General features: G+C 42.3%; 20 protein-coding genes and 1 pseudogene. 13 read left to right on the forward strand and 8 right to left on the reverse strand.

Annotated features, from left to right (window positions below; genetic code table 11):
- A partial coding sequence (locus V7K40_RS20385; protein WP_334962859.1) for a hypothetical protein occupies nucleotides 1-193 on the forward strand: 193 nt, incomplete at its 5' end.
- On the opposite strand, the gene tmk is transcribed toward V7K40_RS20385, so the two are convergent.
- Nucleotides 154-789, reverse strand: a complete 636-nt coding sequence (gene tmk, locus V7K40_RS20390) for a dTMP kinase (RefSeq protein WP_334962861.1) — start codon at nucleotides 787-789, stop codon at nucleotides 154-156. The two genes, V7K40_RS20385 and tmk, sit on opposite strands and share 40 nt — an antisense overlap.
- A 282-nt stretch (nucleotides 790-1,071) precedes the next feature.
- Entirely contained in the window at nucleotides 1,072-1,710 is a 639-nt protein-coding gene (locus V7K40_RS20395) for a hypothetical protein (protein WP_334962863.1), read from the reverse strand.
- Between the two features lie 108 nt (nucleotides 1,711-1,818).
- Between V7K40_RS20395 and V7K40_RS20400 the strand changes: the two genes are divergently transcribed.
- From V7K40_RS20400 to V7K40_RS20425, 6 genes and pseudogenes are all read left to right on the forward strand, one after another.
- Nucleotides 1,819-1,992: a hypothetical protein gene (locus V7K40_RS20400; protein ID WP_334962865.1), complete on the forward strand. Its 174-nt coding sequence runs from the start codon at nucleotides 1,819-1,821 to the stop codon at nucleotides 1,990-1,992.
- 441 nt (nucleotides 1,993-2,433) lie between these two features.
- A pseudogene (locus V7K40_RS20405) lies at nucleotides 2,434-4,524 on the forward strand (hydantoinase/oxoprolinase family protein).
- A gap of 350 nt (nucleotides 4,525-4,874) precedes the next feature.
- Nucleotides 4,875-5,762, forward strand: coding sequence for a class I SAM-dependent methyltransferase (locus V7K40_RS20410; protein WP_334962866.1), 888 nt, complete (start codon nucleotides 4,875-4,877; stop codon nucleotides 5,760-5,762).
- 287 nt (nucleotides 5,763-6,049) lie between these two features.
- Complete coding sequence (locus tag V7K40_RS20415) at nucleotides 6,050-7,615, forward strand: hydantoinase B/oxoprolinase family protein (RefSeq protein WP_334962868.1); 1,566 nt, start codon at nucleotides 6,050-6,052, stop codon at nucleotides 7,613-7,615.
- A 488-nt stretch (nucleotides 7,616-8,103) separates the two neighbouring features.
- Nucleotides 8,104-9,060 (forward strand): NAD-dependent epimerase/dehydratase family protein, encoded by a 957-nt coding sequence (locus V7K40_RS20420; RefSeq protein ID WP_334962870.1) that lies wholly within the window; start codon nucleotides 8,104-8,106, stop codon nucleotides 9,058-9,060.
- A 133-nt stretch (nucleotides 9,061-9,193) separates the two neighbouring features.
- Nucleotides 9,194-9,427, forward strand: a complete 234-nt coding sequence (locus tag V7K40_RS20425; protein WP_334962872.1) for a hypothetical protein — start codon at nucleotides 9,194-9,196, stop codon at nucleotides 9,425-9,427.
- 303 nt (nucleotides 9,428-9,730) lie between these two features.
- Here the strand turns inward: V7K40_RS20425 and V7K40_RS20430 are convergent, their stop codons facing one another.
- Nucleotides 9,731-12,220 carry a tetratricopeptide repeat protein gene (locus tag V7K40_RS20430; RefSeq protein WP_334962874.1) on the reverse strand — a complete coding sequence of 830 codons (2,490 nt, stop codon included), beginning with the start codon at nucleotides 12,218-12,220 and terminating at the stop codon, nucleotides 9,731-9,733.
- A gap of 273 nt (nucleotides 12,221-12,493) precedes the next feature.
- Between V7K40_RS20430 and V7K40_RS20435 the strand changes: the two genes are divergently transcribed.
- Entirely contained in the window at nucleotides 12,494-12,670 is a 177-nt protein-coding gene (locus V7K40_RS20435; RefSeq protein ID WP_292833594.1) for a hypothetical protein, read from the forward strand.
- A 331-nt stretch (nucleotides 12,671-13,001) separates the two neighbouring features.
- On the opposite strand, the gene metX is transcribed toward V7K40_RS20435, so the two are convergent.
- From metX to V7K40_RS20450, 3 genes are all read right to left on the reverse strand, one after another.
- Nucleotides 13,002-14,081: a homoserine O-acetyltransferase gene (gene metX / locus V7K40_RS20440; protein ID WP_334962876.1), complete on the reverse strand. Its 1,080-nt coding sequence runs from the start codon at nucleotides 14,079-14,081 to the stop codon at nucleotides 13,002-13,004.
- A gap of 218 nt (nucleotides 14,082-14,299) precedes the next feature.
- Entirely contained in the window at nucleotides 14,300-15,613 is a 1,314-nt protein-coding gene (locus V7K40_RS20445) for an O-acetylhomoserine aminocarboxypropyltransferase/cysteine synthase (protein ID WP_334962878.1), read from the reverse strand.
- Between the two features lie 252 nt (nucleotides 15,614-15,865).
- Nucleotides 15,866-16,756 (reverse strand): SGNH/GDSL hydrolase family protein, encoded by an 891-nt coding sequence (locus tag V7K40_RS20450; protein WP_334962880.1) that lies wholly within the window; start codon nucleotides 16,754-16,756, stop codon nucleotides 15,866-15,868.
- 1,038 nt (nucleotides 16,757-17,794) lie between these two features.
- Here V7K40_RS20450 and V7K40_RS20455 point away from each other — a divergent pair.
- Nucleotides 17,795-19,555 carry a Rieske (2Fe-2S) protein gene (locus tag V7K40_RS20455; protein WP_334962882.1) on the forward strand — a complete coding sequence of 587 codons (1,761 nt, stop codon included), beginning with the start codon at nucleotides 17,795-17,797 and terminating at the stop codon, nucleotides 19,553-19,555.
- A gap of 5 nt (nucleotides 19,556-19,560) precedes the next feature.
- Here V7K40_RS20455 and V7K40_RS20460 read toward each other — a convergent pair whose 3' ends face one another.
- Nucleotides 19,561-19,683 (reverse strand): hypothetical protein, encoded by a 123-nt coding sequence (locus tag V7K40_RS20460; RefSeq protein WP_334962884.1) that lies wholly within the window; start codon nucleotides 19,681-19,683, stop codon nucleotides 19,561-19,563.
- Between the two features lie 247 nt (nucleotides 19,684-19,930).
- Here V7K40_RS20460 and V7K40_RS20465 point away from each other — a divergent pair, with 247 nt between their 5' ends.
- A complete protein-coding gene (locus tag V7K40_RS20465; protein WP_334962887.1) occupies nucleotides 19,931-20,320 on the forward strand; it encodes a hypothetical protein in 390 nt (129 codons plus the stop codon).
- A 356-nt stretch (nucleotides 20,321-20,676) separates the two neighbouring features.
- On the forward strand, nucleotides 20,677-21,621 hold the full coding sequence (locus V7K40_RS20470) for a tetratricopeptide repeat protein (protein ID WP_334962889.1): 945 nt from the start codon (nucleotides 20,677-20,679) through the stop codon (nucleotides 21,619-21,621).
- 124 nt (nucleotides 21,622-21,745) lie between these two features.
- Here the strand turns inward: V7K40_RS20470 and V7K40_RS20475 are convergent, their stop codons facing one another.
- Nucleotides 21,746-22,300 carry a DUF411 domain-containing protein gene (locus V7K40_RS20475; protein ID WP_334962891.1) on the reverse strand — a complete coding sequence of 185 codons (555 nt, stop codon included), beginning with the start codon at nucleotides 22,298-22,300 and terminating at the stop codon, nucleotides 21,746-21,748.
- 513 nt (nucleotides 22,301-22,813) lie between these two features.
- On the opposite strand from V7K40_RS20475, the gene V7K40_RS20480 reads away from it, so the two are divergent.
- Together V7K40_RS20480 and V7K40_RS20485 are read left to right on the forward strand one after the other, a co-directional pair.
- Entirely contained in the window at nucleotides 22,814-23,755 is a 942-nt protein-coding gene (locus tag V7K40_RS20480) for a DNA polymerase III subunit delta' (protein ID WP_334963466.1), read from the forward strand.
- Between the two features lie 265 nt (nucleotides 23,756-24,020).
- Complete coding sequence (locus tag V7K40_RS20485; RefSeq protein WP_334962893.1) at nucleotides 24,021-24,641, forward strand: hypothetical protein; 621 nt, start codon at nucleotides 24,021-24,023, stop codon at nucleotides 24,639-24,641.
- The last annotated feature ends 114 nt before the right edge of the window (nucleotides 24,642-24,755 follow it).

Consider the following 24,755-nt stretch of genomic DNA (forward strand, 5'->3'; position numbering starts at 1 on the left):
AAATGAGTTCGCCGAAATAACAAATGAGTTCGCCGAAATAACAAATGAGTTCGCCGAAATAACAAATGAGTTCGCCGAAATAACAAATGAGTTCGTCGAAATAACAAATGAGTTCGCCGAAATAACAAATGAGTTGGCTAGCAAGTTTTTGCCCTACGTCACCAAGTGCAGGTGTACGCGCAAAATTCCTTGAATTACCTGTTGTACAGCTTCTTTACTCAAGCTGCCATCTACCCGTACAATTCGTGAGGGATAGGATGCTGCTAAATGTGCGTATCCTTGCTGAACGCGCCGATGAAAAGCGATTGTCTCCTGTTCAATGCGGTCTAGTCCTACTCCATCTAAGAGTTTGCGGGCTAGTCCCATTTCAACATCGACATCTAGCCAAATAGTTAAGTCGCTTTCTAAGCCACCAGTAGCAATATAGTTAAGCTGATTGATTAAACTCATGTTTTGACCCCGACCATATCCTTGGTAGGCAATGGTAGAGTCAGTGTAGCGATCGCATAAAATATATTTCCCTGCTTGCAGTTGCGGTTTGAGTTGTTGTTCAACGTGTTGCGATCGGTCAGCAGCATACAACAAAAGTTCTGTCACTTGTGCAACTGGTTTATCTTCTGCCGAATCTAGTAGCAAGCGGCGAAGATGTAAGCCTAACTCCGTTCCTCCTGGTTCACGAGTTAGCATCACAGAAACACCCAGACTTTCCAACCACTCAGAACAAAGCTGCATTTGGCTGGTTTTACCACAGCCTTCCACCCCTTCAAATACAATTAATTTGCCACCCATGCTATTTTGTGTTCGCTGCAATAAACTACGACTTACGCATTGACAAGAAATACCAAATATGGATAAGTTTAAAAACCACATTTTTTGTAAGGGCACAGCAATGCTGTGCCCCTACAGTATGGTCTATTTACTATCAGTGGACTTTCCTCCATTCCATCCCAATTGGTGGATGCGACAATATCACACGCGCCCTGGTGATTTATACCTCTAATTTTTAACACCTTACAAAATCGCACTGCACTCGATTGCTACCCCATAAGAAGGTAGAAAACTGTTCTAGGTCTAGAGATTCTGGATATTAACCGATGTGACACGATAATTTGGTGTGGACGTTCCCAACAAGCCCTCTACACGCATCCTGACACCACCATTGTCATAGCGGAAGAGGCAATCTAATTCTTGGCAGCCCTCAAATTCTAGACTGGTTCCCTTGCGAACCTGAAACATCTGATTTACTACATCGGGAGACGCATAATGTGAAGCAGCTGAGCGATCGCCTGATTGCCAAGCTCGAACTAACCCCAGTACAGCATCTTCAGGGGTGGTGTTAGGAGATGGGTTGGAGAATTTAATTGACGTGACGCGGAAGCTTGGGCTAGATGTCCCTAGCAGCGATTGTACTTGCATATTGACAGTGCCATTTGAGGAGCCAAAAGAGCAATTATTCTTTCGACATCCATGAAATTCCGAGTTGCGGCTGCTTTGATAAGCAAATAACTGCTTGACTATATCTGCCCCAGCGTACTGCAAAGCCCGGCTATAATTACCATCATGCCAAGCACCATAAAGTCCCAACGCTGCTTGTGTAGCATTACTGCTTGCATTACCAACTGACGTTTGAGCCTGAATAACCCTTGGAACTGATATTGCAAAGAGAGTTATCAGTCCAATCGAAGCGGTGTTTTTGAAAATAATATTCATATTCTTAAAGTCTTTAATGTTTACACTACCACGACTTACGCAACTGGCACAATCAGTCTCAGTCCAACGATGTTATCCGAATTATCTCAGCACGAAGGGCAAATCGATATGAGCAAAAACGATTTGAACAATATCTTACGTACTAATTGGGAAGCTTTGAAATCGATGTCAGATGACGATATTGACTATTCTGATATCCTACCGTTGACTGATAAGTTTTTTGAGAGAGCAACCTTGAGAGTGCCAGCAACTCAAGCACAGAATCTAGTTCAGCTTGATTGAGATGTGATGGCTTGGTTTCAAACCCAAGGTGTCGAATACAAAACACTCATTAATTCAGTCTTACGCCAACACATCAAAAATAGTAATGACAAGCAATCTGCTTAACTCTTGAATGTTATTACAGTAATCATTGAAATCCCTCAAAAGCCAGCTGAACCTCCACCGCCAGTATCAAAAGCCTTGGAACAAGGCAAAAGCCGGAATCGGAAAGCATCGAATTTTCTGCTGTGTTAAGAATATACTACGCTTCAATGCGATTGTAATTAATTGAAAAAATACTTAATCTAACAATTAAAGCTTGGTACAACAAAGCTTATTGCTTTTTGCCTACTGTCTTCCTTAAGTAATAGTCTCAACCCCAATCGAATATTCCACACCTGAAGTATAAACACTCCAAATCCTATTGTTATGCTACCTGTATAGCGTTGAGGAAACAAAGTAATGTTAAAGGTTTTTGCTGACAGAGGTGGTACATTCACAGATATTGTCGCTGTTACTGATAATCAGGACATCATAAACAAACTATCAAAATATCCTGAACGTTTTTTAATTGTGACTCTTCCTAATCAACAATGGATTATAGTCTACAAACTGCTTTCAGAAAATCCTGAACAATATCAAGATGCAGCCATCCAAGGTATACGGGATATTATGGATATTTCTGGCAACAAACCTATTCCCAGTGAAGCAATAGAAGTGATAAAAATGGGAACGACAGTAGCAACAAATGCACTATTAGAAAGGAAAGGAGACAAGGTTGTTCTTCTGATCACCAAAGGTTTTAAAGATGCGCTACGAATTGGCTACCAAAACCGCCCTAACATCTTTGCCCGTCATATTGTTTTACCAACTATGCTTTATGAGCAGGTGATTTAAATTGATGAACGCTATGATGCTCATGGAAATGAATTAACCCCTATAAATATTCAACAAGTCAAAAATGACTTACAAGCAGTTTATAACAGAGGAATTTGTAGTTGTGCTATTGTTTTTATGCACAGCGATCGCTATCCTGAGCACGAACAACAAATAGCCCGACTTGCTGAAGAAATTGGATTTACCCAAATATCCGTATCTCACCAAGTTAGTCCGTTAATGAAATTAGTCAGTCGAGGAGATACAACAGTAGTAGATACTTATTTAACTCCTATTCTCCGTCGCTATGTCAACCAAATAGCGAGTCAGTTACCTGGAGTTAAATTAATGTTCATGAAATCTGATGGAGGTTTAGTTGCAGCCCAACAATTCCAGGGAAAAGATAGTATTTTGAGTGGTCCGGCTGGTGGTATTGTCGGTGCAGTTCAAACTAGTAAAAGGGCAGGTTTTGAGTTAGTTATTACCTTTGATATGGGAGGGACAAGTACAGATGTCGCCCACTTTAAAGGAGAGTATGAACGACAACTAGATTCGGAAATTGCTGGGGCGCGGATGCGAGTTCCCGTATTAGCAATTAATACCATTGCGGCTGGAGGCGGTTCAATTCTCTTTTTTGATGGTTCTAGTTATCGTGTCGGCCCTAAATCTGCTGGGTCAAATCCTGGCCCTGCTTGTTACCGACGCGGGGGGCCATTAGCGGTTACTGATGCCAACGTGATGTTAGGCAAAATCCACCCGCAATATTTTCCCTCAGTTTTTGGAATTGATGGCAATTTACCTTTAGATAAAGATACTGTCATTCAGCAATTTGCACAATTAGCCCAAGAAATTCAAGCCGCTACATTAAATCATTGTACTCCCGAACAAGTAGCTGCTGGATTTATTGCGATCGCAGTGGAAAATATGGCGAACGCAATTAAAAAAATCAGTTTGCAACGGGGTTATGATGTCAGCCAATATGTGCTTTGTTGTTTTGGCGGCGCAGGCGGACAAGTTGCTTGTTTAATTGCCGATACTTTGGGAATGAAAAAGATATTTCTCCACCCTTATGCTGGTGTTCTCTCTGCTTATGGAATGGGATTAGCTGATGTCAGGGCGATTAGAGAAGGAGGAGTAGAACAGCCTTTAACTCAAACATTAATTTCTAAATTATACCAGTTAATAGAAGATTTAGAAACTCAAGCTAGAAGTGAAATAAATGAAGATAATATCCAAGCACAAGTAGTCCGCAAAGTAAACTTAAAATATGAGGGGACTAACTCTACATTGACCGTTAGTTTTACTGATGAAGTAGCACTGATGCGACAAGAATTTGAGGCTGAACATAAATCTCGTTATGGTTTCATTCAATTAGAGAAAACCTTAATTGTTGAATCTGCCTCAGTGGAAGTAATTCAGAAAATGGAGACTCCGGAAGAACCTTTAATTATTCGGACTCGTTCTCTAAATGAAGCTCCTGTATCTGTTGAGATAGTAAGAATGTTTAGTACTGATAGATGGTATGATACTCCTGTTTATCGGCGGGAAGATTTACAACCAGAAGATAGGATTAATGGGGCTGCGATCGTTGTTGAAAAAATTAGCACCATTGTAGTTGAACCTAACTGGCAAGCAAGATTAACTCAACAGAACCATCTAATTTTAGAACGTTTATAAATCGGCTGTTGTTCTCGAAAATACTCACCCTCGCTACAGGAAATGCGAATTTACACCCGCGCCGGATTCTCTACAATAAGCGAAATCTTGCATATTTCGCTCCTGCCCAAGTAGATAGTGATAGCTAGTAGTAAACACTGAAGTGTTTAAAAAAGTGCTTAACTCAGATATCGCACCAGTGAAAAAACATCAGTAATAGCAAAAAAGAGACAGAAATTAATGCAGTACAAACACACTATTTACAAATAAGCCAATTCGCTAGTTATGAAAGACAATAAGGTTAGTATTTAGAGTACAATCTCTTTACCATAGACAATATCCTCTGAGCTAACAACAATAGGAGTAAATCAGTGAAAACGACTAGTCCTGATCATAGTAAGATTAGCCCGACTGCCAAGTTGGTGGCTTATTTCCGGCAATTTTCAGATATTCCCTTTAGCAGGGATGTTGCTACACTGATACGTGCAGAAGATGTTTTAAAAAATTTCTCACAAGGAACGAACCTCACACCAGAATTTTTGAAATGGGCAGCTCTTGCTGCTGAGATACGTTATAAAAGTATTGTCAGCGCGATAAAGAAAGAGGGCATTACGCAGGTTTTGGAGTTAGCCAGTGGGCTATCATTTCGTGGGCTAGCTATGACTGAAGATCCAGAGTATATTTATGTGGAGACAGATCTTCCTGAGCTAATGCAAGAAAAGCAACAAATACTGTCAAAAATTATATCTAATCACGGACTAAGAGAGCGCAAGAATTTATTCTTTGATGCCGTAAACATTCTTTCGTTTCCTGAAATTGAATCAGCCATCCGTCGCTTTAAGCCAAATCATCCAGTAGCCGTCATCCACGAAGGACTTTATCATTACCTTTCAATGGAAGAAAAGGAGAGGGCAGCACGCAACATTCATTCGGTTCTTTCCCGCTTCGGTGGCGCGTGGATCACTCCTGATTTTCTAACAAACGCTGAGCATGAAGGACGTTTACAGACTCACTCAGAATTGCAGAATATCGCGCAAGGAGTCCAAGACACAACGCAGCGTGATGTGCACAAAACAGGCTTTGATAATCAACAACAAATTGTGGACTTTTTTTCACACTTAGGTTTTAGGAGCTGCATCTCTCCACAAATAGACGGAAGTTATCAGCTAACTGCAATGCAAAAATTAGACATATCTGAAGCCGAGTTCAAAAACTATAAGTCCCTGAACTTTAATATTTGGACATTAACAGTGGAATAGTGAGGGCATTGAGCCGAGATGTTTTTCAGAGGGAACAGGAAACCCACACTTAAAAGTGTGGGATTGAAAAAAAGGACGCCGTTTTTCTAGCGCTTTGCGTCTTTGATTGGGGACAATCCGCAGAAATTACGTTTCAAACTATATTTCCCCATTTGGTGGTGTTGTTTCTTTTACAAGACATTGAACACCTAAGAGAACAGACACTTAGTCAAGGGATTGACATTAAAATTTCCAGGTGCAAGATGTGAGTTAAGGGATTACTACAAAATTTTTTTAAGGAGTTAAAAATGTACACAACATCTCAACCTGATCCTGTCCGCTTGGAAATATTCAAAAATCTCTATCAATTTATCGCCGAACAAATGGGAATTGTTCTCCAAAATACGGCAACATCTGTGAATATCAAAGAAAGGCTAGATTTCTCCTGTGCTATTTTTGACTCTTCGGGATTATTAGTTGCTAATGCCCCTCATATTCCTGTACATTTAGGCTCAATGAGTGAAAGTGTCCGCAGTTTAATTAACGATAAACGCGACACCCTAAAACCAGGAAATGTATATTTATCAAATAATCCCTATAACGGCGGTACACATCTTCCTGACGTAACTGCAATTACCCCTGTATTTTTGGAAACGAGTGAAAATATTTCATTCCCCATGCCCCTCTTCTTTGTTGCTTCTCGTGGACACCAAGCGGATATCGGTGGAATTACTCCTGGTTCAATGCCTCCCCACAGTACCACTGTAGAAGAGGAAGGAATTCTTTTTGATAATTTTCTCTTGATTGAAGAGGGGAGCTTTCGAGAAACCACAGTAAGACAGCACCTTTCAAATCATACTTATCCTGCCCGTAACTCTGACCAAAATATAGCTGATTTAAAAGCACAAATTGCTGCAAATGAACGGGGAGTACAAGAACTCCGTAAAATGGTTTTACAATACGGACTTGAGACTGTCCAAGCTTATATGATTTTTGTGCAAGCTAATGCTGAAGAATCGGTGAGAAAGGCTATCAATCTTCTCAAGGATGGCTCATTTATTTATAAAATGGATAATGGAGCAAGAATTCAAGTAAAAGTTACGATTCATCAAGAAAGTCGCAGTGCTACCATTGATTTTACTGGCACATCTTGGCAACTAAATAGTAATTTTAATGCTCCTAAAGCTGTAAGTCAAGCAGCAGTCTTATATGTCTTTCGGACTTTGGTTGATGATAATATTCCTCTGAATGCCGGGTGTCTTAACCCTCTAGAAATTATTATACCGATCGGCTGTATGCTGAATCCAATTTATCCAGCAGCAGTAGTGGCGGGTAATGTAGAAACTTCTCAAACCATTGTTGATGCTTTATATGGTGCTTTGGGTGTCATGGCTGCTTCTCAAGGAACGATGAATAATTTTACTTTTGGTAATGAGCAATATCAATATTATGAAACTATCTGCGGTGGCTCTGGAGCAGGAATTGATTTTGATGGAACTGATGGTGTTCATTCTCACATGACTAACTCCCGCTTGACTGATCCAGAAGTTTTAGAAACCCGTTATCCTGTACTTTTAGAAAACTTTAGTCTTCGTCCCGATAGCGGTGGTAAAGGAAAATATTCCGGTGGTAATGGAGTTGTCCGCCGCATCCGTTTTTTAGAACCCATGACAGCTAATATTCTCTCTGGTCATCGGGTTGTCCCTCCCTTTGGATTAAATGGTGGGGAAGCCGGAATTGTCGGACGCAACTGGATACAGCGTCACAATGGAATTGAAGAGAAATTAGACAGCACAGCAACAGTAGAGATGAAACCTGGCGATGTTTTTGTGATAGAAACTCCTGGAGGAGGCGGATTTGGGAAACTCTCCTAGTACCAGTAATTTACCCTGAATCGAAAAAAGGAAGCTTTTGCACAAAATATTTACCTGGCGTGCGGTTCGGCATTTTTCCCTGATAAGCAGGGTTATCCAGCGATGCGTCTGACTTTCTGTCTCTCGTCAGAGGAGATTGAGCAAGGTATCTCGATTGTGGGTAAGTTGCTGAAAAAGTATATTTCCAGAGGATGCGTAGTAGCACGAAGAAGTCTGAGTACCCGAAGCCAGCGCTCAGTTAGCACAGCGTTAGCGTCGCAACGAGCTTCACTTTTCAAGACACAGAGGTTTAGAGAGAAATCAGCCTGTAGTCTATATCAACTGAAAAATGGTATGCGATCGCTTCTTTGAAAAAGGCGTTCTAAATGTCAACCTTAAGGGGGTATTCCTGAGCATTGCGATCGTTGTAAAAAACTTTAAAGATAGCTAATCTCCTGTCCAGATGATTAACATTAGCTGTTTGCAGGAAAAACTACTTTAAAAAAAATATGACTATAAACTTTGTCGTTACAGCCGCTGATACGGAACTGGGACAAGAAACCACCCAGCAACTAGTTGCTCTTGGACATCAGGTGACTGGAATACCACTAAGTAAGGATGGAGCTGAGGTCATACGTTCAAAGGGTGGCCTAGCTGCTGATGTCAGTTTGACAAGTGCCACTGAACTTAAAGATGTTTTATCCGCAGCTAATGCTAACGTGGTTATCAACCTCACGCCACAGTTTGCCAATACATTATTAAGCGATGGTCAGGATTGGAAAGGATTTGACAAAACCTTAAAAGCCACAACTGATGCACTATTGACAGCGATTGAAGATGCAGGGACTGCGTTTCTTGTCAATACTAGTTATACCTTTCTCTATGGCAATGCAAAAGATAGCACAGAAACTGCGCCTCTAGTTGCACTTGGCGACGACCCAATTTTTGCCGCCGCGATCGCCACAGAAAATCAGGTGAGCAACAGCAAGATTCCCTCTAGCCTTTTACGCATGGGATACCTGTATGGCCCCCAATCTGAAGACCTGAAGCTATATATAAAATCATTCAACCTCAAACGCCCTTATTTTGCCGGGCCTGCAAATAACTTAGGCAACTGGCTGCACTTTGAAGATGCTGCTCAAGCCATAGTTAAAGCCGGAGAGCAGCAAACTGTAGGCGCAGTGTTTAACGTCGTCGATGGAATTCCGGTATCCTTTACGGATTTTATTGATTACTTTGCCTTCGCATTAGGCAGAAAACAACCTGCACACATTCCTATGTGGCTGACTCCTGTAGCACTTCTGGTGGTAATTACACCTCAGCAGGTAGAGTTACTGAAATTGGCAACCACAGTTAAAAGCGACTCAATTCGTCAACAGCTTGGTTGGAAACCGCGTTATTTAAGTTACAAAGAGGGTTTGCAGCAAACGGTACAAACTTGGCGCAGCAAGAACGAAATTAAATAAGACGCGATTAATCACCTCTGTACAGGAATTAGGAGCCAAAAATCGGCTTTTCAACTTCGTCATTCCACCTCTGAGCCTCATCGTTAAACCTCAGAACTCGGAAGGTCTAGCTTTTATCTCGGAAGTTCGTGCTTTGAACTTGGAAGGTCTAGCTCTTATCTCGGAAGTTCGTGCTTTGAACTTGGAAGGTCTAGCTCTTATCTCGGAAGTTCGTGCTTTGAACTTGGAAGGTCTAGCTTCTATCTCGGAAGTTCGTGCTTTGAACTCGGAAGGTCTAGCTTCTATCTCGGAAGTTCGTGTTGAGAACTCGCAAGGTCTAGCTCTTATCTCGAAGCTTCGAGATGGGAACATGAAACTAGAATATTAATGCGATCGCAAATAGTTTGAATAAGATCCCCCCGCCTATGGCGACCCCCTTAAAAAGCTACCGTGTATACACAAGTCAAATTACCCCCCTTAATCCCCCCTTAGAAAGGGGGGAAACAGGAATCTAGTTCCCTCCCCAATCCATCGGGGAGGGTTAGGGTGGGGTAAAACTGACGCGAAAAACCAGGTGAGTAAACTATTTCAAACTTGTGATATGCACCGTAGCTTAAAAAGGGGGTAAAGGAGGAAAATAGCCCCCCTGCTTTTTAAGAGGGGGTTGAGTGGATCTCCACGATCATTGCGATTAATCTTGCTCCCACTCTCGCTCGATTTTCTCCAAATCCTTCGCCGCACCCAATTGCTGAAATATTTGATGCGCTGTGTTGTAATGCTGTTGGGCAAGTTCTGTATTGCTGCGCTTACGCTCAAGCCGTGCTAAATCGTAGTTAACCCCTGCTATTACGTGAGTCATCCCTAATTCTTCTGCTAATTCCAAAGCTTGTTTAGAAAACTGTTCTGCTGCTTCGAGATTACCGCGATGAAGTTCATTTTCTCCTAAACCACCATAAGAATAAGCCATACCAGAGCGATCGCCTAATTCTGTGTCAACTTCTAAACATTGCCGATAGAGGGTTTCGGCTGCATCCCAGTTGCCACGATTTTTCTCTATATGTCCTAACGCTCTCCAACAAGAAGCCATACCAGAGCGATTGCCTAATTCTGTCATCACTTCCAAAGCTTGCCGATAGAGGGTTTCGGCTGCATCCCAGTTGCCACGATTTTTCTCTATATGTCCCAACGCTCTCCAACAAGAAGCCATACCAGAGCGCTCGCCTAATTCTGTCATCACTTCTAAAGCTTGCTGATAGAGGGTTTCGGCTGCATCCCAGTTGCCGCGATTGCGCTCAATATTTCCCAACAATCCATTGCAAGATGCAATATTACTTTTACTTTCTAGCTTTTGTGCAATGGCTGAAGCATTCTGAAAACATCTTACTCCTTCATCCCAATTGCCTAAATCACGATTAATTATTCCAATCCATTGCAAGCAGATGCAGCGTTTTTCCTCGTCAATGTGCGGCAAGACTTGTTCACATAATTCTTTTAATAAACTCCAATATCCCCACCATCTAAGATATTCTCTCAGAGTTCGCGTTACCAAATAATATGCTTCGCTGTAATTGCCCAACTGAAAAGCAAAATATTGAGCCTCCAGCACTGGGCGCAAATCTTCTAAAGTTTTAGGATTTTCAACATTCTTACCAGAGCAGTAAAACTTATAAATACTCTTGAGCAGATTGGGCAATTCGTCTTGATATTCCGCTTGTAGAAACTCCACAATCACTCGATGCAAGTCATAAAAGTACTCACATTGCTGTTGATCATAGCGACTCTGCACCAAACTGCTATCGACTAATCGCTCTAAAATTGTTTGCGTTTCACTAATTTCTTCCTCTGTCAATTCAGCAGGTTCTTCTAATTCTGCTGCCATTTCAAAGCGGTCATCTTGCTCTTGATCATCTGTAAATAACCGCAAGAAAGTTAAACCTCGGATATCTATCCCCACCCGCAACACACACATCCGGCTGAGTAAATCTCGCGCTGCTTCACTTTGCCTTGCCAGTTGTTCTCTGAGAATGGGTTCAGCCTTTTTCGTAACAAATTCTGGATGCTTCCATAGATACCCAGGCTTACCCTTACCAATAGCCGCCAGTTGAGTTAGCAAAAATACGTGTCCCTCAACTCGCTCAGATATCCACTGCAAATCTGCTACACTATCTTTCAGTTGGCGCTGTCGCAAAATCTCAACTCCCGCGACTGTCGCCACTCCAGAAATTCTCTCGATATACACCAATTGTGAATCTGGTTCCGCACCTTCATAGCGGATATCTGCCAAATTTGCTGGCACTTCCCGACTGGTTAATAGGGTTTGTGATTGATGCTGCTGATAGACTAGGGCATTGAGCAGTTTACCCCAATCCGGTGAAATTGCCCGTCCCGCTTGGGGATGGTTGGCAGGCTGTAAAATACTTTCCAGGTTATCCAGCACCACAAGAGTGCGTGTTTGTGCCAACGCCTCAATAATTTTCGCTATCTTTTCATGAGCAGTTTTCAATGTGTCTGCTGTTTGAATACCCAAGCTATGAATTAGGAGAAATTCTGCTACATCATCAAAAGTTGTCCCCTCTCGTGCCTTGAAATATATTACGCATTCATAAGCACACTCTTCTACATTCGCCCCTTTTTCAACAGAAGTTAGGGCGGATCTTCGATAATTAACGCCTAGTGCCTCTAACAGTTTTACAGCTAAACTGGTTTTGCCAATACCCCCTTGCCCAATGAGTGCCAATAGCTTAACCGGATTCTCTGGTTGCAGTAATTTGGTTTGCAACTCTTCAAGGAGTTCATCTCGCCCCTGCCACACGGGTACTTCTGGGATAGCTTGATTTAAAACAACCCTTGTTTCTCTTGTGGGGTGGGCAACATGAGCGCCCAGATCAACTTCAGTAACAGATTGAGTTTGCACTGTCGAATCAGTTTTCTGCTCTTCCTGTGCTACCTGCACATCAGTCTCGCTGAAATCAGCTATTTCTTGGACATTGAGTGATAATTCTCTACAGATTTCTTCAAAGTTGGAATAGTCAATAGGATTGCCATTGAGAAAGTTCCATACAGTATTTTTAGAAATGCTTAATTCGTTAGCTAAATCTTGCTGTCGTGAGAAACCATTGCGCTTGAGTGCTTGCTTAACTTTTTGAATTTCCGCTTGGCGAACCTTAATTCCTCTCGGCATGGCTCATGACAGTGCATTTATTTAGAGTCTAGCAATCTGGGTAGGTTATTACAACGTTTTTCAAGTAAATAAACCACGGGGTAGGGGCACGGCATTGCCGTGCCCCTACAAAAATCTGTGGTTCAATTGCCTGAAAATAGCTGTAAGTTGGGAATAACTTGGGAATTGGGAATAACTAGGAAATAACTCGGTAATAACTTCAGACAGCTTGGGACTGAACTTGTGATTGTGCATTGTTTCATGGAATATATCAACGTTTTAAGAGTAATTCTTATGAAACGCAAACAAGCTGAATTTATTCTGACAGTATTGGGTGTTGCTGAAGTTGTGGCTACTTTCTACACGATTTACCCACCTGTAGCGATCGCACTAACTCCTTTAGCTATTTACTGCTTGGTAATCATTTATATTAGTGACGCAAAGAACAGTAAAAATAAACCCAATGCCTAAAGGTATAGTTATACAAAAAAAGTCTGCTTTGGTAGGCAGATTTTGAGCGATGTCTACGACGGGCTACGCCTACGCACTTGAAATGAGTAGTGCGATTGCCTTTTCAACTTGATCATTCCACCTCTAAACGTCATCGTTCAAGCTCAGAACTCCCAAGCCCGACCTTTTATCTCGGAACTTCAAGCTCAGAACTCCCAAGCCCGACCTTTTTGCTCGGAACTTGGTGCTCAGAACTCGAAACGCCGAGCTTTTATCTCGGAACTTGGTGCTCAGAACTCGAAACACCGAGCTTTTATCTCGGAACTTCAAGCTCAGAACTCGAAACGCCGAGCTAAGAGGCTGATAAATTTAAACTTTGCACAAAAGAGATTAGTATTTCATTCAATGCATCCATGTCAATTAAAAATGCATCATGTCCGTGGGTTGACTTTAGCCACACCAGTTGAGCATTAGGAATTAAATTTGCCAATTCTTGTTGCTCTACTGGAGGATAAAGGATGTCAGAATCAATTGCGACAACTAAAGTCGGTTGCTGGATGCTTTGTAGAACAGATTCATAATCTGATAAATTAGGAACTGTGCGATCACGTGCAACATCATGGCGATCCATTACATGGGTGAGGGTAATGTAAGTGTTCGCATCAAATCGTTCTGTTAGCTTTTGACCTTGATGTTGTAGGTAACTGGCTATAGCAAACTGCTCAGATGCATCATACTGCCGCCCAAAGCGAATTGTAAAACTATCCCAGGAACGGTAAGTAGACATCGCCATCATCCGCGCCACTGCTAATCCTTGATTTGGGGGCGCATCCAGGATGTAGTTCCCTCCTTTCCAGTTTGGATCGGCATAAATTGCCTGTCTTTGGGCTTCACTTAATCCAATACACCAAGCAGAATGTCTTCCAGAAACAGCGATGGGTGCAATAGCTTTCACTTTTTCTGGATATAATAACGCCCACTCCAATACTTGCATCCCACCGAGTGAACCGCCAATTACTAACCGCAGAGATTGAACATCTAGATATTTTAGTAGTGCAGCTTGCAGGTGAACCATATCTCGGATTGTAATCTTAGGGAAGCATATACCATAAGGCTTTCCCGTTATGGGGTTGATAGTAGTTGGCCCAGTTGTGCCGTAACAACTTCCCAAGATGTTGCTGCATACAATAAAATCGCGTTCTGGATTGAAGGCTTTCCCTGAACCAAACAAAGGTTCCCACCAATCATCAGCGTCAGCCGAACCAGTTAAGGCATGACAAATCAGTACCCCATTATCGCCTTGAGCATTTAACTGTCCCCAGGTGCGATAAGCAACCTGAACCCCAGTTAATGTTTCGCCCCCTTCTAGTTGAAATGGCACCGTCAGCTGGTAAAACTGGGTTTGGGGTGAGATGAAGTCTGAGTAAATCATATCTGGGATTCTATTCAAGAGGCAGTCAAGATAGGGGAATGGGGAGAACTAACTCCAACCTCTAAGCCTATCAAGGTGGGTAAAAATTATCGAAAATCAATTCCTCTCTTATCTCTGTGTTCTCTGTGCCTCTGCGGTTCATATAAACCACTCCAGACGCAGAGGAACCAGAGAGAGAAAGATTTTACAAGTCACCTTGACAGGACTACTCCAAACTCCTAACTCTCCTCTATTTTCACTTGCCGAAATGCCTGCTCAAAATCTTCTTTGATATCGTCGATATGTTCAATTCCCACTGATACCCGCACCAAATCGGGTTTCACACCCGCTGAAAGCTGTTCGTCATCACTTAGCTGTTGATGGGTTGTAGAAGCAGGATGAATGACGAGGGTTTTAGCATCACCAACGTTTGCTAAATGACTCGCCAATTTCACATGATTAATAAAAGCTTTACCTGCCTCCAATCCACCTTTGATGCCAAAGTTTAAAACTCCCCCAAACCCATACCGGAGATATTTCTTCGCTCGTTCATGATAGGGGTGATTGGGAAGTCCCGGATAATTAACCCATGATACTTGCTCTTGCTGCTCTAACCACCGAGCCAATTCTAGGGCATTGCTCACATGCCGATCTACACGTAGGGAGAGAGTCTCTAATCCTTGCAGTAAAAGAAAGGCGTTAAATGGACTCAAGCACGGGCCAAAATCCCGTAACCCTTCAACTCTGGCGCGGATAATAAAGGCAATGTTGCCAAAGGAACCGCTAGGGCCAAACACTTCTTGGAAATTCAGCCCATGATAACCGGGTGATGGTTCAGTAAACAGGGGAAATTTGCCGTTACCCCAGTCAAATTTACCCGAATCGACAATTACGCCACCAATGGAAGTACCATGCCCACCAATCCATTTAGTTGCTGATTCTACTACAATGTCTGCACCATGTTCGATGGGTCGAGCTAGATACCCACCAGCACCGAAGGTATTATCCACAATTAAAGGTATGCCGTTTTCGTGGGCAATGTGAGCTAAAGCTGCAAAGTCAGGAATGTTGAATTGGGGATTACCAATGGTTTCAACGTATAGGGCTTTGGTGCGATCGTCGATCGCCTGACGGAAACTTTCTAGATCATCTCCATCGACAAACTTGACATTAATACCTAAGCGTGGTATGGCTACTTTAAACTGATTATATGTTCCCCCATACAGAAAACTAGTGGAAACAATATTATCTCCAGCCTGAGCAATGGTACTGATTGCCAAGAATTGCGCCGCCTGACCGCTAGCGGTTGCTAATGCTGCTATACCCCCTTCTAAGGCAGCAATCCGCTTTTCAAATACATCCGTCGTCGGGTTCATGATCCGAGTGTAAATGTTACCAAATTCCTGGAGAGCAAACAACCGCGCTCCGTGGTCAGCATCATCAAAGACGTAGGAAGTCGTTTGGTAAATTGGTACAGCACGAGCATTAGTTCCCGGAGCCGGCTCTTGTCCAGCGTGAACTTGCAGGGTTTCAAAACGATATTGTTCAGACATAAGCAGTTATTTGAGTTTTCAATTATATAAGCAAGTAATATACTGTTTGAGCGTTCTGTTAGATTAATCAACGGTAATTCGTCAGGCTTACCGTATTTTACAGCTATTTTTACTTGATTAAACATACTGTAAGGGCGCACAGCTAGCTATGCGCCCCTACCAAGGATTGTGGTTCAAATAGATGAAAAACGCTGTAATCTAAAGCATTTTTGACAGAAATAATTTTATCCCGGCAAACACTGATCGAGTAAGTTAGGGAACCAACATTGAACGAGGATTAATTATCCCTGCCTCTTGAATTGTTGAAAAAGCAGTTCTCCCAATGATGCGATGAGCCGCAGATGTCGGGTGAATGCCATCCCAGAACAAAAACTGGTCTGGGTTACTACAGATGCTAGAGCCAGACAGACATGGAGTGGTGACATTGGTAAAGTTAAAGGCTGCCGGATTTGCGATCGCATCTCGATACAAAGCGTTGGCATCTAATACTACAATCTCCAGATCGGAATGCTGTTGACTTAGGATTTTGAGCGATCGCCTCAAGCTTTGATTATGTGCTTGTGTTAATGCACTAAGATTCACAGAATTCGTACTGGTTCTAGTCGCAGGTAACTGTCCTAAATCTGGTAAATTTCCTACTAGAATCTTTTTAGCACCCACATCAGTTAGAGAGTTGATTGCCGTTGTCAGATTTTTAACAGGAACAGTTGCACTGCTTACCCCTTGCAAATAATCATTTGCTCCAGCCCACAGCACATACAAAGCATCTGAATTCGTCTTTTGATGTGTCTGAGTAAACGACTGCACTTGATTTAGCAAGCTAGGTACATAGCTGTTACCAACGCTGCCAGTAGTTGCTCCTCCGTAAGCAAAATTGTTAGTTTGCTTGGAGGAAAGATGGAGGGATTCGGCAAGATACTCAATCCAAACGCGACCATTCGAGTAACGCCCCTGATAGTAAGTTGGATTAGGTGGATACATTCCTCCTGTCGCCCGGAATACCATCCCTGTATCTGAAAGACTGTCCCCAAATACGTAGAGTTCTGTAATGGGATGAGTTTTATCCATAAATTTTGCCGCTACAACCATGATAAAAATTAGGAGAGCAAGTCCCGTTGTTAAAAACCACTTTTTTTTTGGCATTAAACTTTTCTGCAAAGCCTAAAGATTACAGTTTTTACAACTGTTGTTGATGATTATTGTTGTGAGTAAAGATTGAGCTTGCAATTGAGTACTTCTCTAAGCTAACAAGCTAACTTCAGAGGTGGTGAGCAAAACCGGATACTTTCAGGTGTGGATTTTGCCAATTGTCTTAATGCAGTTTTCAAATGAATAGACCACACGCAGACCTCGCTTCCATTCCTCTCTCCTTTTAGGGCTACAGTGGTGTATATAAGTCTTTTAAAGCTCAATACGCTTGGGTTAAGGCTAAAACTCTTAGTCAAAGTCAATTTTTTTAACGTAGACGCAAAGCGGTTTGCCGCAGGCTACCGCCATCTCTGCGAGAGGCTGACGCCAACGCGCAGCGTCTCGTTAGAGAAGGACGCAAAGGACGCAAAGAGAAGGATAAAAATACTTAACTGAACTGTATTGTTCTTAAAGCTGCGCTAAATCTTGCTCTGCAATGCCAATGCATCGACCTACAATGGCAATGCATCGACTTACAATGGCAATGTATTGACCTACAATGGCAATGTATCGACTTACAATGCCAATGCATTGACTTACAATGCCAATGTATCGACTTACAATGGCAATGCATCGACCTGTAAAAATTAACCTACGCAGCAACTCTAAAAAACTTGTGTGTACACGGTAGCTTTCAAGGAGAGAAGCTTTAAATTTCCCCCTTCCCTCGTAGGGAAGGGAGTAGGGGGTTAGGTCTTTTTGTCTACTTACAGCTATTTTCAGGTAAATAGACCACGCTCTACGGGCACAGCAATGCTGTGCCCCTACGACAGATGTGGTTCAAATATATGAAAACTACTTAACTTGAAATTGGTGTAATGCAGTGGCGTTGTGCCTTATAACCTTGTCATCAATAACCGATAAGCTGGTGGCTAACTTTTCTTAACAAATGACTATAGTTAACAAAAATTAGACTTAAATCGTTGCTCAAACCGTTGAAAGTTCGCCAGAGTGGTAGTAGGAGTTTTTACATCACTTTTGTGGGAAACTGAAATGATTCAAAAATTTGCAGCCCCAACTCACACAGACAAATACATCCGTGTTGCTAAATTTGCAGATGTTCAAGCAGCAGGTAGTTTGTTGGTTCGTAGCGAAAAACACACTATTGCTCTGTTTTACTCAGACAATAAAGTCTATGCAATTGATAACCGTTGCCCGCATATGGGCTTTCCCCTTCACGGAAGCACTTGTAAAGATGGCATCGTAACTTGCCCTTGGCACTATGCCCGCTTCGACCTCGCCAGTGGCGGAACATTTGACTCTTGGGCAGATGATGTTCCCTCCTTTGGTGTAGAAATCCGCGATGGGGAAGTTTGGGTAAATTTAGATCCCCCAGTTGACCTCCACGCCCACCACAGCCAACGTCTTCAGGATGGTTTAGAACAAAGTATTTCCTTAGTTATTGCCAAATCAGCGATCGCTTTACTGGACATGGGGGCAGATTTTACCGAACCATTTCAGGTGGGACTAGAATTTGGCACCCGTTACAACAAAGCAGGTTGGAGTTCAGGCTTAACTATCCATACTTGCATGATGAATTTGCTGCCTTATCTAGATGCAGAAGACAAACCCCGCGCCCTTTTCCAAGGACTTTCAGCAGTAGCTAATGATAGTGCAGGTGCGCCACCTCACTTTGTAGTTCATCCATTGCCCAATTCTACTGTTGACCTAGATACCCTCAAAAGCTGGTTTTGCCAGTTTGTTGAGGTGCGGGATAGTGAAGCAGCAGAGAGATGTTTGGTATCTGCAATTCGGGCGGGAGCTAATTCTGAGCAACTTGCAGACATGCTGTTCACATCTGCCACAGACCACCGTTATATCGATAGCGGTCATGCACTCGACTTCATTAACAAGGCACTGGAAGCCCTGGATGCTGTTGGTTGGCAAGGGGCAGAGTCAGTTTTGGCGAGTCTAGTTTCTGGTTTAGCAACTGCTTCCCGCATGGAAGAGTCCAATTCTTGGCGCTACCCTGTGGATTTGGTAGCAATTCTGGAGTCTGCCTTTGAGCAGTTAGCTACGGCTTTGGCAACAGGACGACCTCGACAAGGAACTTGGTCAGGTGAAGAGGAATTGGTGCCAATTTTGTTAGGAGAAGATCCACAGAAAATTAGCAACTCTCTTCTGACTGCTTTGGAAGCTGGTTGTACTGAAGAACAATTGGCAAGTGTAGTTACTTACACAGCAGCACTTAGGGTAGCCCGCTTTCACACTAACAACGACTTTGGCGATTGGAATTCAGCGCACCATCCGTTTACTTTTGCCAACGCAGTGCATCAAGGATTACGACGAGTGCCAACGCTTGAATTACTGCGAGGTGTGTTTGATGCTGCCATGAGTGTATATCTGAATCGTTTTTTGAATGTGCCACCAGCACGACTTCCAGAACCAAAAGACTCTGCTCAAAATCCTGAAGAATTGCTCAATCAACTACCAGATTTATTAAATCGCCAACAACAAGTAAATCAAACAGGTAAATTGGTTGCTGATTATTTGTACAATGGCGGCTCTGTTGAGCGACTGATGGCAATGTTGGGTAAGTTGATGCTGCGCGAAAATCGCGAGTTTCATGTGATTCAGGAAATGGAAGCAGCTTTTAAACAATACTCCCTGCTGGGTGAAACTGCTGGTATTCATGTACTAGTTGCTGCTGCTCGTTATTTAGCAGCACACGCGCCCACGATGCGATCGCAAGGGCAAACCTATCAAATTGCTGATCGGTTGCATAAAGGCGATCGCTTGTTTGAGGAATCGTAATTTAGCTAATCTTGGAAGACTCGATAATTGCTGCGATCGCCTAATGCAAGAATTTGTGCGATCGCGGCAATTTCTGCTTTGTAATTAGATTTCCAATCTTGTTTTTCTTGCTCATTAGGGAAACTCAAGAGGCGAATTCAAAATTGCATAAATGTTCAACTCGCCTCAGTTAAGTACTTGAAAATTTCAACCCATATCTTCTGTGTCTGGACTTAAAGGAGTATCCATTGCTCTTTATCCCCCTCAATTAGCTCACCCTTTTGGGTGAGTCATATATCAACCGATCAGGTGACCTGAATGAGGGAAGCTGAGATTAATAATAAAGAGGACTCTATTACTAAAGAACACCAATTGCATTTTACTTAAGAATAACTTATGAAACTTATTACCTTAATAAATTCTGCACTGATTTTTGCTTCTATTACTCTTGTACCTGGAATCGCTGGCGCTCAAACAGCTACTATCGGCAGCAGTGAAATAGCTATTAACTCTAACAATTTATCCAGTAACTCTACTTCTGTTAGTTACCTCCAGCCTTTCAATCTAGTTAATTTTGCTTATCAGGGAGGTCTGAAACAACACGGGATTCCTAGTGGAGAAACCCTAGTATTTCAAACTCAGAACAGAAATATTATTGCAAAAGATTTGGTGAAAGCTGCTGTTAATGCAAATAAATTACCATCACAAGTTTTAAACGACCAAAATTATCTAAGTGCTGTTAATTTGCAACTCAAAGCATTGCCTGATTATGCCGCTGCTGATTGATTTGGTTTTTCTTGTCTCTTTTTAGAAAGCTAAATTTCTCAATATACTATATTCCGGCACTTGTTACTAAATATAAATAAAAACCTTTTATACACAGCAATACCTGTGTATAAAATAAAGGTTGATATTGAAGAACAATTTTAGATTTTGAGAGAAGTTGTGCATATAAGTTGCACTTCTAGTACGCCACAGCGTAAATAGAGCAACCATTTAAAATCTATAAAAACCCCATTCCATATATACTTTTGACTTTTGACTTTTGACTTTTGACTTCCGCCTTGCGGTACTAGTGTGTTGAGGCCACAGAAAATTGTATAATCAACAGCCATCAACCAAAATTTCGTTTTCTATAGAGAATGACAGAAGTAATTAGATCCGAAAGCCTAAATAACATTGAGTCCATTGAGTTTGAAGAGCAGTGCTTGCACAAAGCCAGAGAAACAGGCGATCGCAATGCGGAAGTCATTTGTTTAGGAAGTTTGGGGAATGCTTACCAGTCAATTGGGGAGTACCACCTGGCAATTGAGTTTTATCAGCAGTGGTTGGATATAGCTAGAGAAATAGGCGATCGCTTTGAGGAAGCCAAGTCTTTGTCTGGGTTGGGTAACGCTTACCAATCACTGGGCAAATATCAGCGAGCGATTGAATTTTATCAGCAGTGGTTGAGTATCACCAGGAAAATAGGCGATCGCACTGGGGAAGGCATTTGTTTAGGAAGTTTGGGCAATACTTATGAATACCTGGGCAAGTATGAGCAAGCTATTGAGTTTTATCGGCAGTGGTTGAGTATAACGAAGAAAATAGGCGATTGGACTGGGGAATGCATTTGCCTGGGAAGTTTGGGCAATACTTATGAATCATTGGGGGATTACCAACTGGCAATTGAATTTTACCACCAATGGTTAGAACTGGCAAAATTCATCTGCGATCGCAATGGGGAAGCAATGGCCTTGTGTGGATTGGGTAATGCTTATAAGGCTCTGGGAAAGTACCAAAGAGCCGTTGAGTTTCATCACTATTCATTAGAGATCACAAGGGATCTCGATGACCGAAATGGGGAAGCAAACGCCTGGTTTAATTTGGGTTTGGTGTTAGAAAAAATTAATCGAGAATCAGAAGCGATGGATGCCTTTTGTAATGCCCGCGAAATTTATCACGCAATGGGACTCGATGCAAGTCTGCAAGATTGTAACCATGCGATTGAGCTTCTTTCTCAAAATGTTGCAATCGTAGTATCTCACTTCGATTTTGGGAGATGGTTAAGTCATTTGTCGCAGTTGCTTAAAGCTGATTCTAACTAGTAATCATCTCCCACCACTGATTCAGGTAATGTAAAGATGTTTTAAAAGCTTTTGGTGATTTATCATCGCCAAAATACATGAAAATCCACTTTTAAAACATCTTCTGAATACAGCTAAAATTACATCAAGAGGATGGATACTTATGGAATACCGCAACTGAGTCCTTATGATCAAAAGATAATACAGAAAATGGGTCTTTTCGATTTCCCATCTCCATCCCAGGAGTACCTACAGGCATTTGGGGAACAGATAAACCAACAATATTTGGCTTTTCTTGAAGTAGACGTTTGATGTCATCTGCTGGGACGTGTCCTTCGATGACATATCCATTAACAATAGCTGTGTGGCAAGACGACAAGTTATCCGGTACGTTGTACTTTTGTTTAACTGTTTCGATGTCAGGCGTGGGAAAGTTTGTAATTTTAAAACCCTGTGCCTTTAAGTGATCAATCCATCCGCCACAACAGTTACAATCGGGACTGTGATATACAGTAGCATTTAGTGAGCCTGCAACAGAACTAGGAAAAACAGCTTGAGCATGACTCATCGGAGCAGCGCTTGCCAAGATGCCCAACACCCCTACTGTTAGACAAATCATTACCACTACTTGCACAGCAACACGTACCAAGATGGGAGGGAACCATTTTTGCCAGCAATAAATAAATTGTTTGTGCGACATCTGAGACTTCCTAAGTACAAGATTCTATAAATTTGTTGTAACAAATTCTCTGCAAAAACACTCTGCGACGGTAGTCGCTCATAGGGAGCCACTGCGGTAAACAGGTTTCCTAGTATAAAGGGGGCAGTGCGCCCTTGCGGTTTCCCGACTTGTCCCTTGCGCGTCTCCCCTTCTCACATTGGGAGAAGCAAGTGGCTTTGAGGAACGAAATCTAACAAATGCCGGAAAATGTTGGGTTTCACTTCGTTCAACCTAACCTACAATTATCCTTAACCCAAGTGTATTGTCACACGACTTGACGCCAGTCCGCTCAAGTGGGGACACCTGCCCACACGGCTGGCTCCTCTACTTGGGGAAACCCCAGACGCTTATTTGCGGTAGAAGTCATTGCAACAGTGCTAGTATGTCGAACATGGGCATTTTGTAGCTTCTAAGTTGTCGTTCTGGAAGACAATAACTCTACTGCATCAGCCCTCTATTTTCATATTCTTGTTTTGGCGAAGGTACTGAACTATTAACCCATTTGCACCACTTGTAGGACAACAGCAAGCTATAGAATTACTCACTCAGGCTGTCAGACAAAACCGGGTTGCTCCAGCGTATCTATTTGTAGGCCCAGATGGTGTAGGAAGAAGTTTAGCAGCAAAGTGCTTTGTGGAATTGCTATTTTCTAGTGAGATGGGAGTCACTGCGGCTTTACAAAACCGTTTGCATCAAGGCAACCATCCAGCTTTATTGTGGGTGCAACCAACGTACCAATACCAGGGACAACGATTAACACCAGCAGAAGCGGCTGAGAAAGGACTTAAGCGTAAGGCACCACCTGTAATTCGATTAGAGCAAATTCGAGAAATTACCGAGTTTCTGAGTCGTCCGCCTTTGGAAGCGCCGAGGAATGTGGTGATACTGGAAGAAGCCCAAACAATGGCAGAAGCCGCAGCCAATGCTTTACTTAAAACCTTGGAAGAACCGGGACAGGCGACGTTAATTTTAATTGCACCTACACCTGAGTCTGTGTTGCCAACTTTGGTGTCACGCTGTCAACGCATTCCTTTTTATCGCTTAGATGCCCAGTCTTTGGCTGTTGTACTCACACAAACAGGTCATCAGGAAATTTTGCCAAATCAGGCAGTATTGAGTATAGCAGCTGGCAGTGCCGGAAGTGCGATCGCATCTTACGAGCAATTACAAGCTATTCCCCCAGAGTTACTCGAAGACCTGAAAAAAGCCCCTGCTTCCTACCGCAAAGCCTTGGAGTTAGCCAAAAAAATTGATAAAGATTTAGATACAGAAGCACAACTGTGGTTAGTTGATTATCTTCAGCAATTATACTGGCAGCAGTGGCATCAACCTACGATCATTCACCAGCTAGAACAAGCTCGTAAATACTTACTTGCTTACGCTCAACCACGGCTGGTTTGGGAATGTCTGCTTTTATCTGTATACCAAAAATAAAATCGCATTCAAGAATTTTTGCACAAAAACCTCAAACTCTTTAGCTATATTAAATAATATTACTTAAGTAACCGGATATAATAGTACTAACGTATTATTGAAAAGCTACCCAAAGCGTCTCGTAGAGAATGCGGCGAGTTAACAGACATCGCCTCAAGACACTGGGATTTGCTCAATTGCCAAAGCTTCTCTTAAACAAAAGTCTTGCAGGGGATGACTATAAAGGTTATTTGATTATTGTTTTTGAAGATTGTATCTCTAACTTATGATTAACTTACCGCAGACAATTCCAGTTCTTCTTTTAGGGACAAGCTTGGCTGTGCTTTCCCCTCAAGTTTGTACTGCTTTCACTGTTCAAGAGGTAGCTAGCCTTGCTAAAGCATCAAGCGATTTGCCAGTGGTCAAATCAGCAGGACTGTCCCCCGACATGGATGTGCCTTGGTCGAAACCCGTGAGAATCGTTGATCCTTTTGAAGGGGAATTAGTTGGGGTTTTTGATCGCAACTCTTTAGGTGGCTATTTGTACCGTGAGAATTCAAAACAAGTTATTAGTTTGTGGACTCCTTCGAGCATTCGAGTCCTGGTAACACTAAATTCGGATCAAGCAAGTTCTTCTTTCTACACCGCAGGTCGTGTGTATCCCAGATATGACTATCAGAGGTTTGTTACTACAAAGAAAGTCGATAAACTTTTGCTTAAGGTCAGAGGAAAAGTTTTTCGATTAGACAGTTCAACCGGTACGTTTGCTGTCAGTCAAGAATTAGCCACTGCTTTGAAAAATGCTCCAGATGAGAACTTAGACATCAGACTACTATTGGAAGGAGGTCAAACTATTGATAGCGAAATTGGCAAAGAGACGGTAAAATCTTGGCGAAAGATTTATTAAGCAATGTCTAAGGACAAGCTACTTATTGTGCATTTTCAACCCAAGTATTATCTATATATTAAGAAAGTAAAAATTTCTCACCTCTTATCAGGAATTTATCTGGTAAAGGTTGTT

The sequence above is a fragment of the Nostoc sp. genome, assembly GCF_036917195.1.
In the GTDB taxonomy this organism is placed as follows: Bacteria; Cyanobacteriota; Cyanobacteriia; order Cyanobacteriales; family Nostocaceae; genus Nostoc.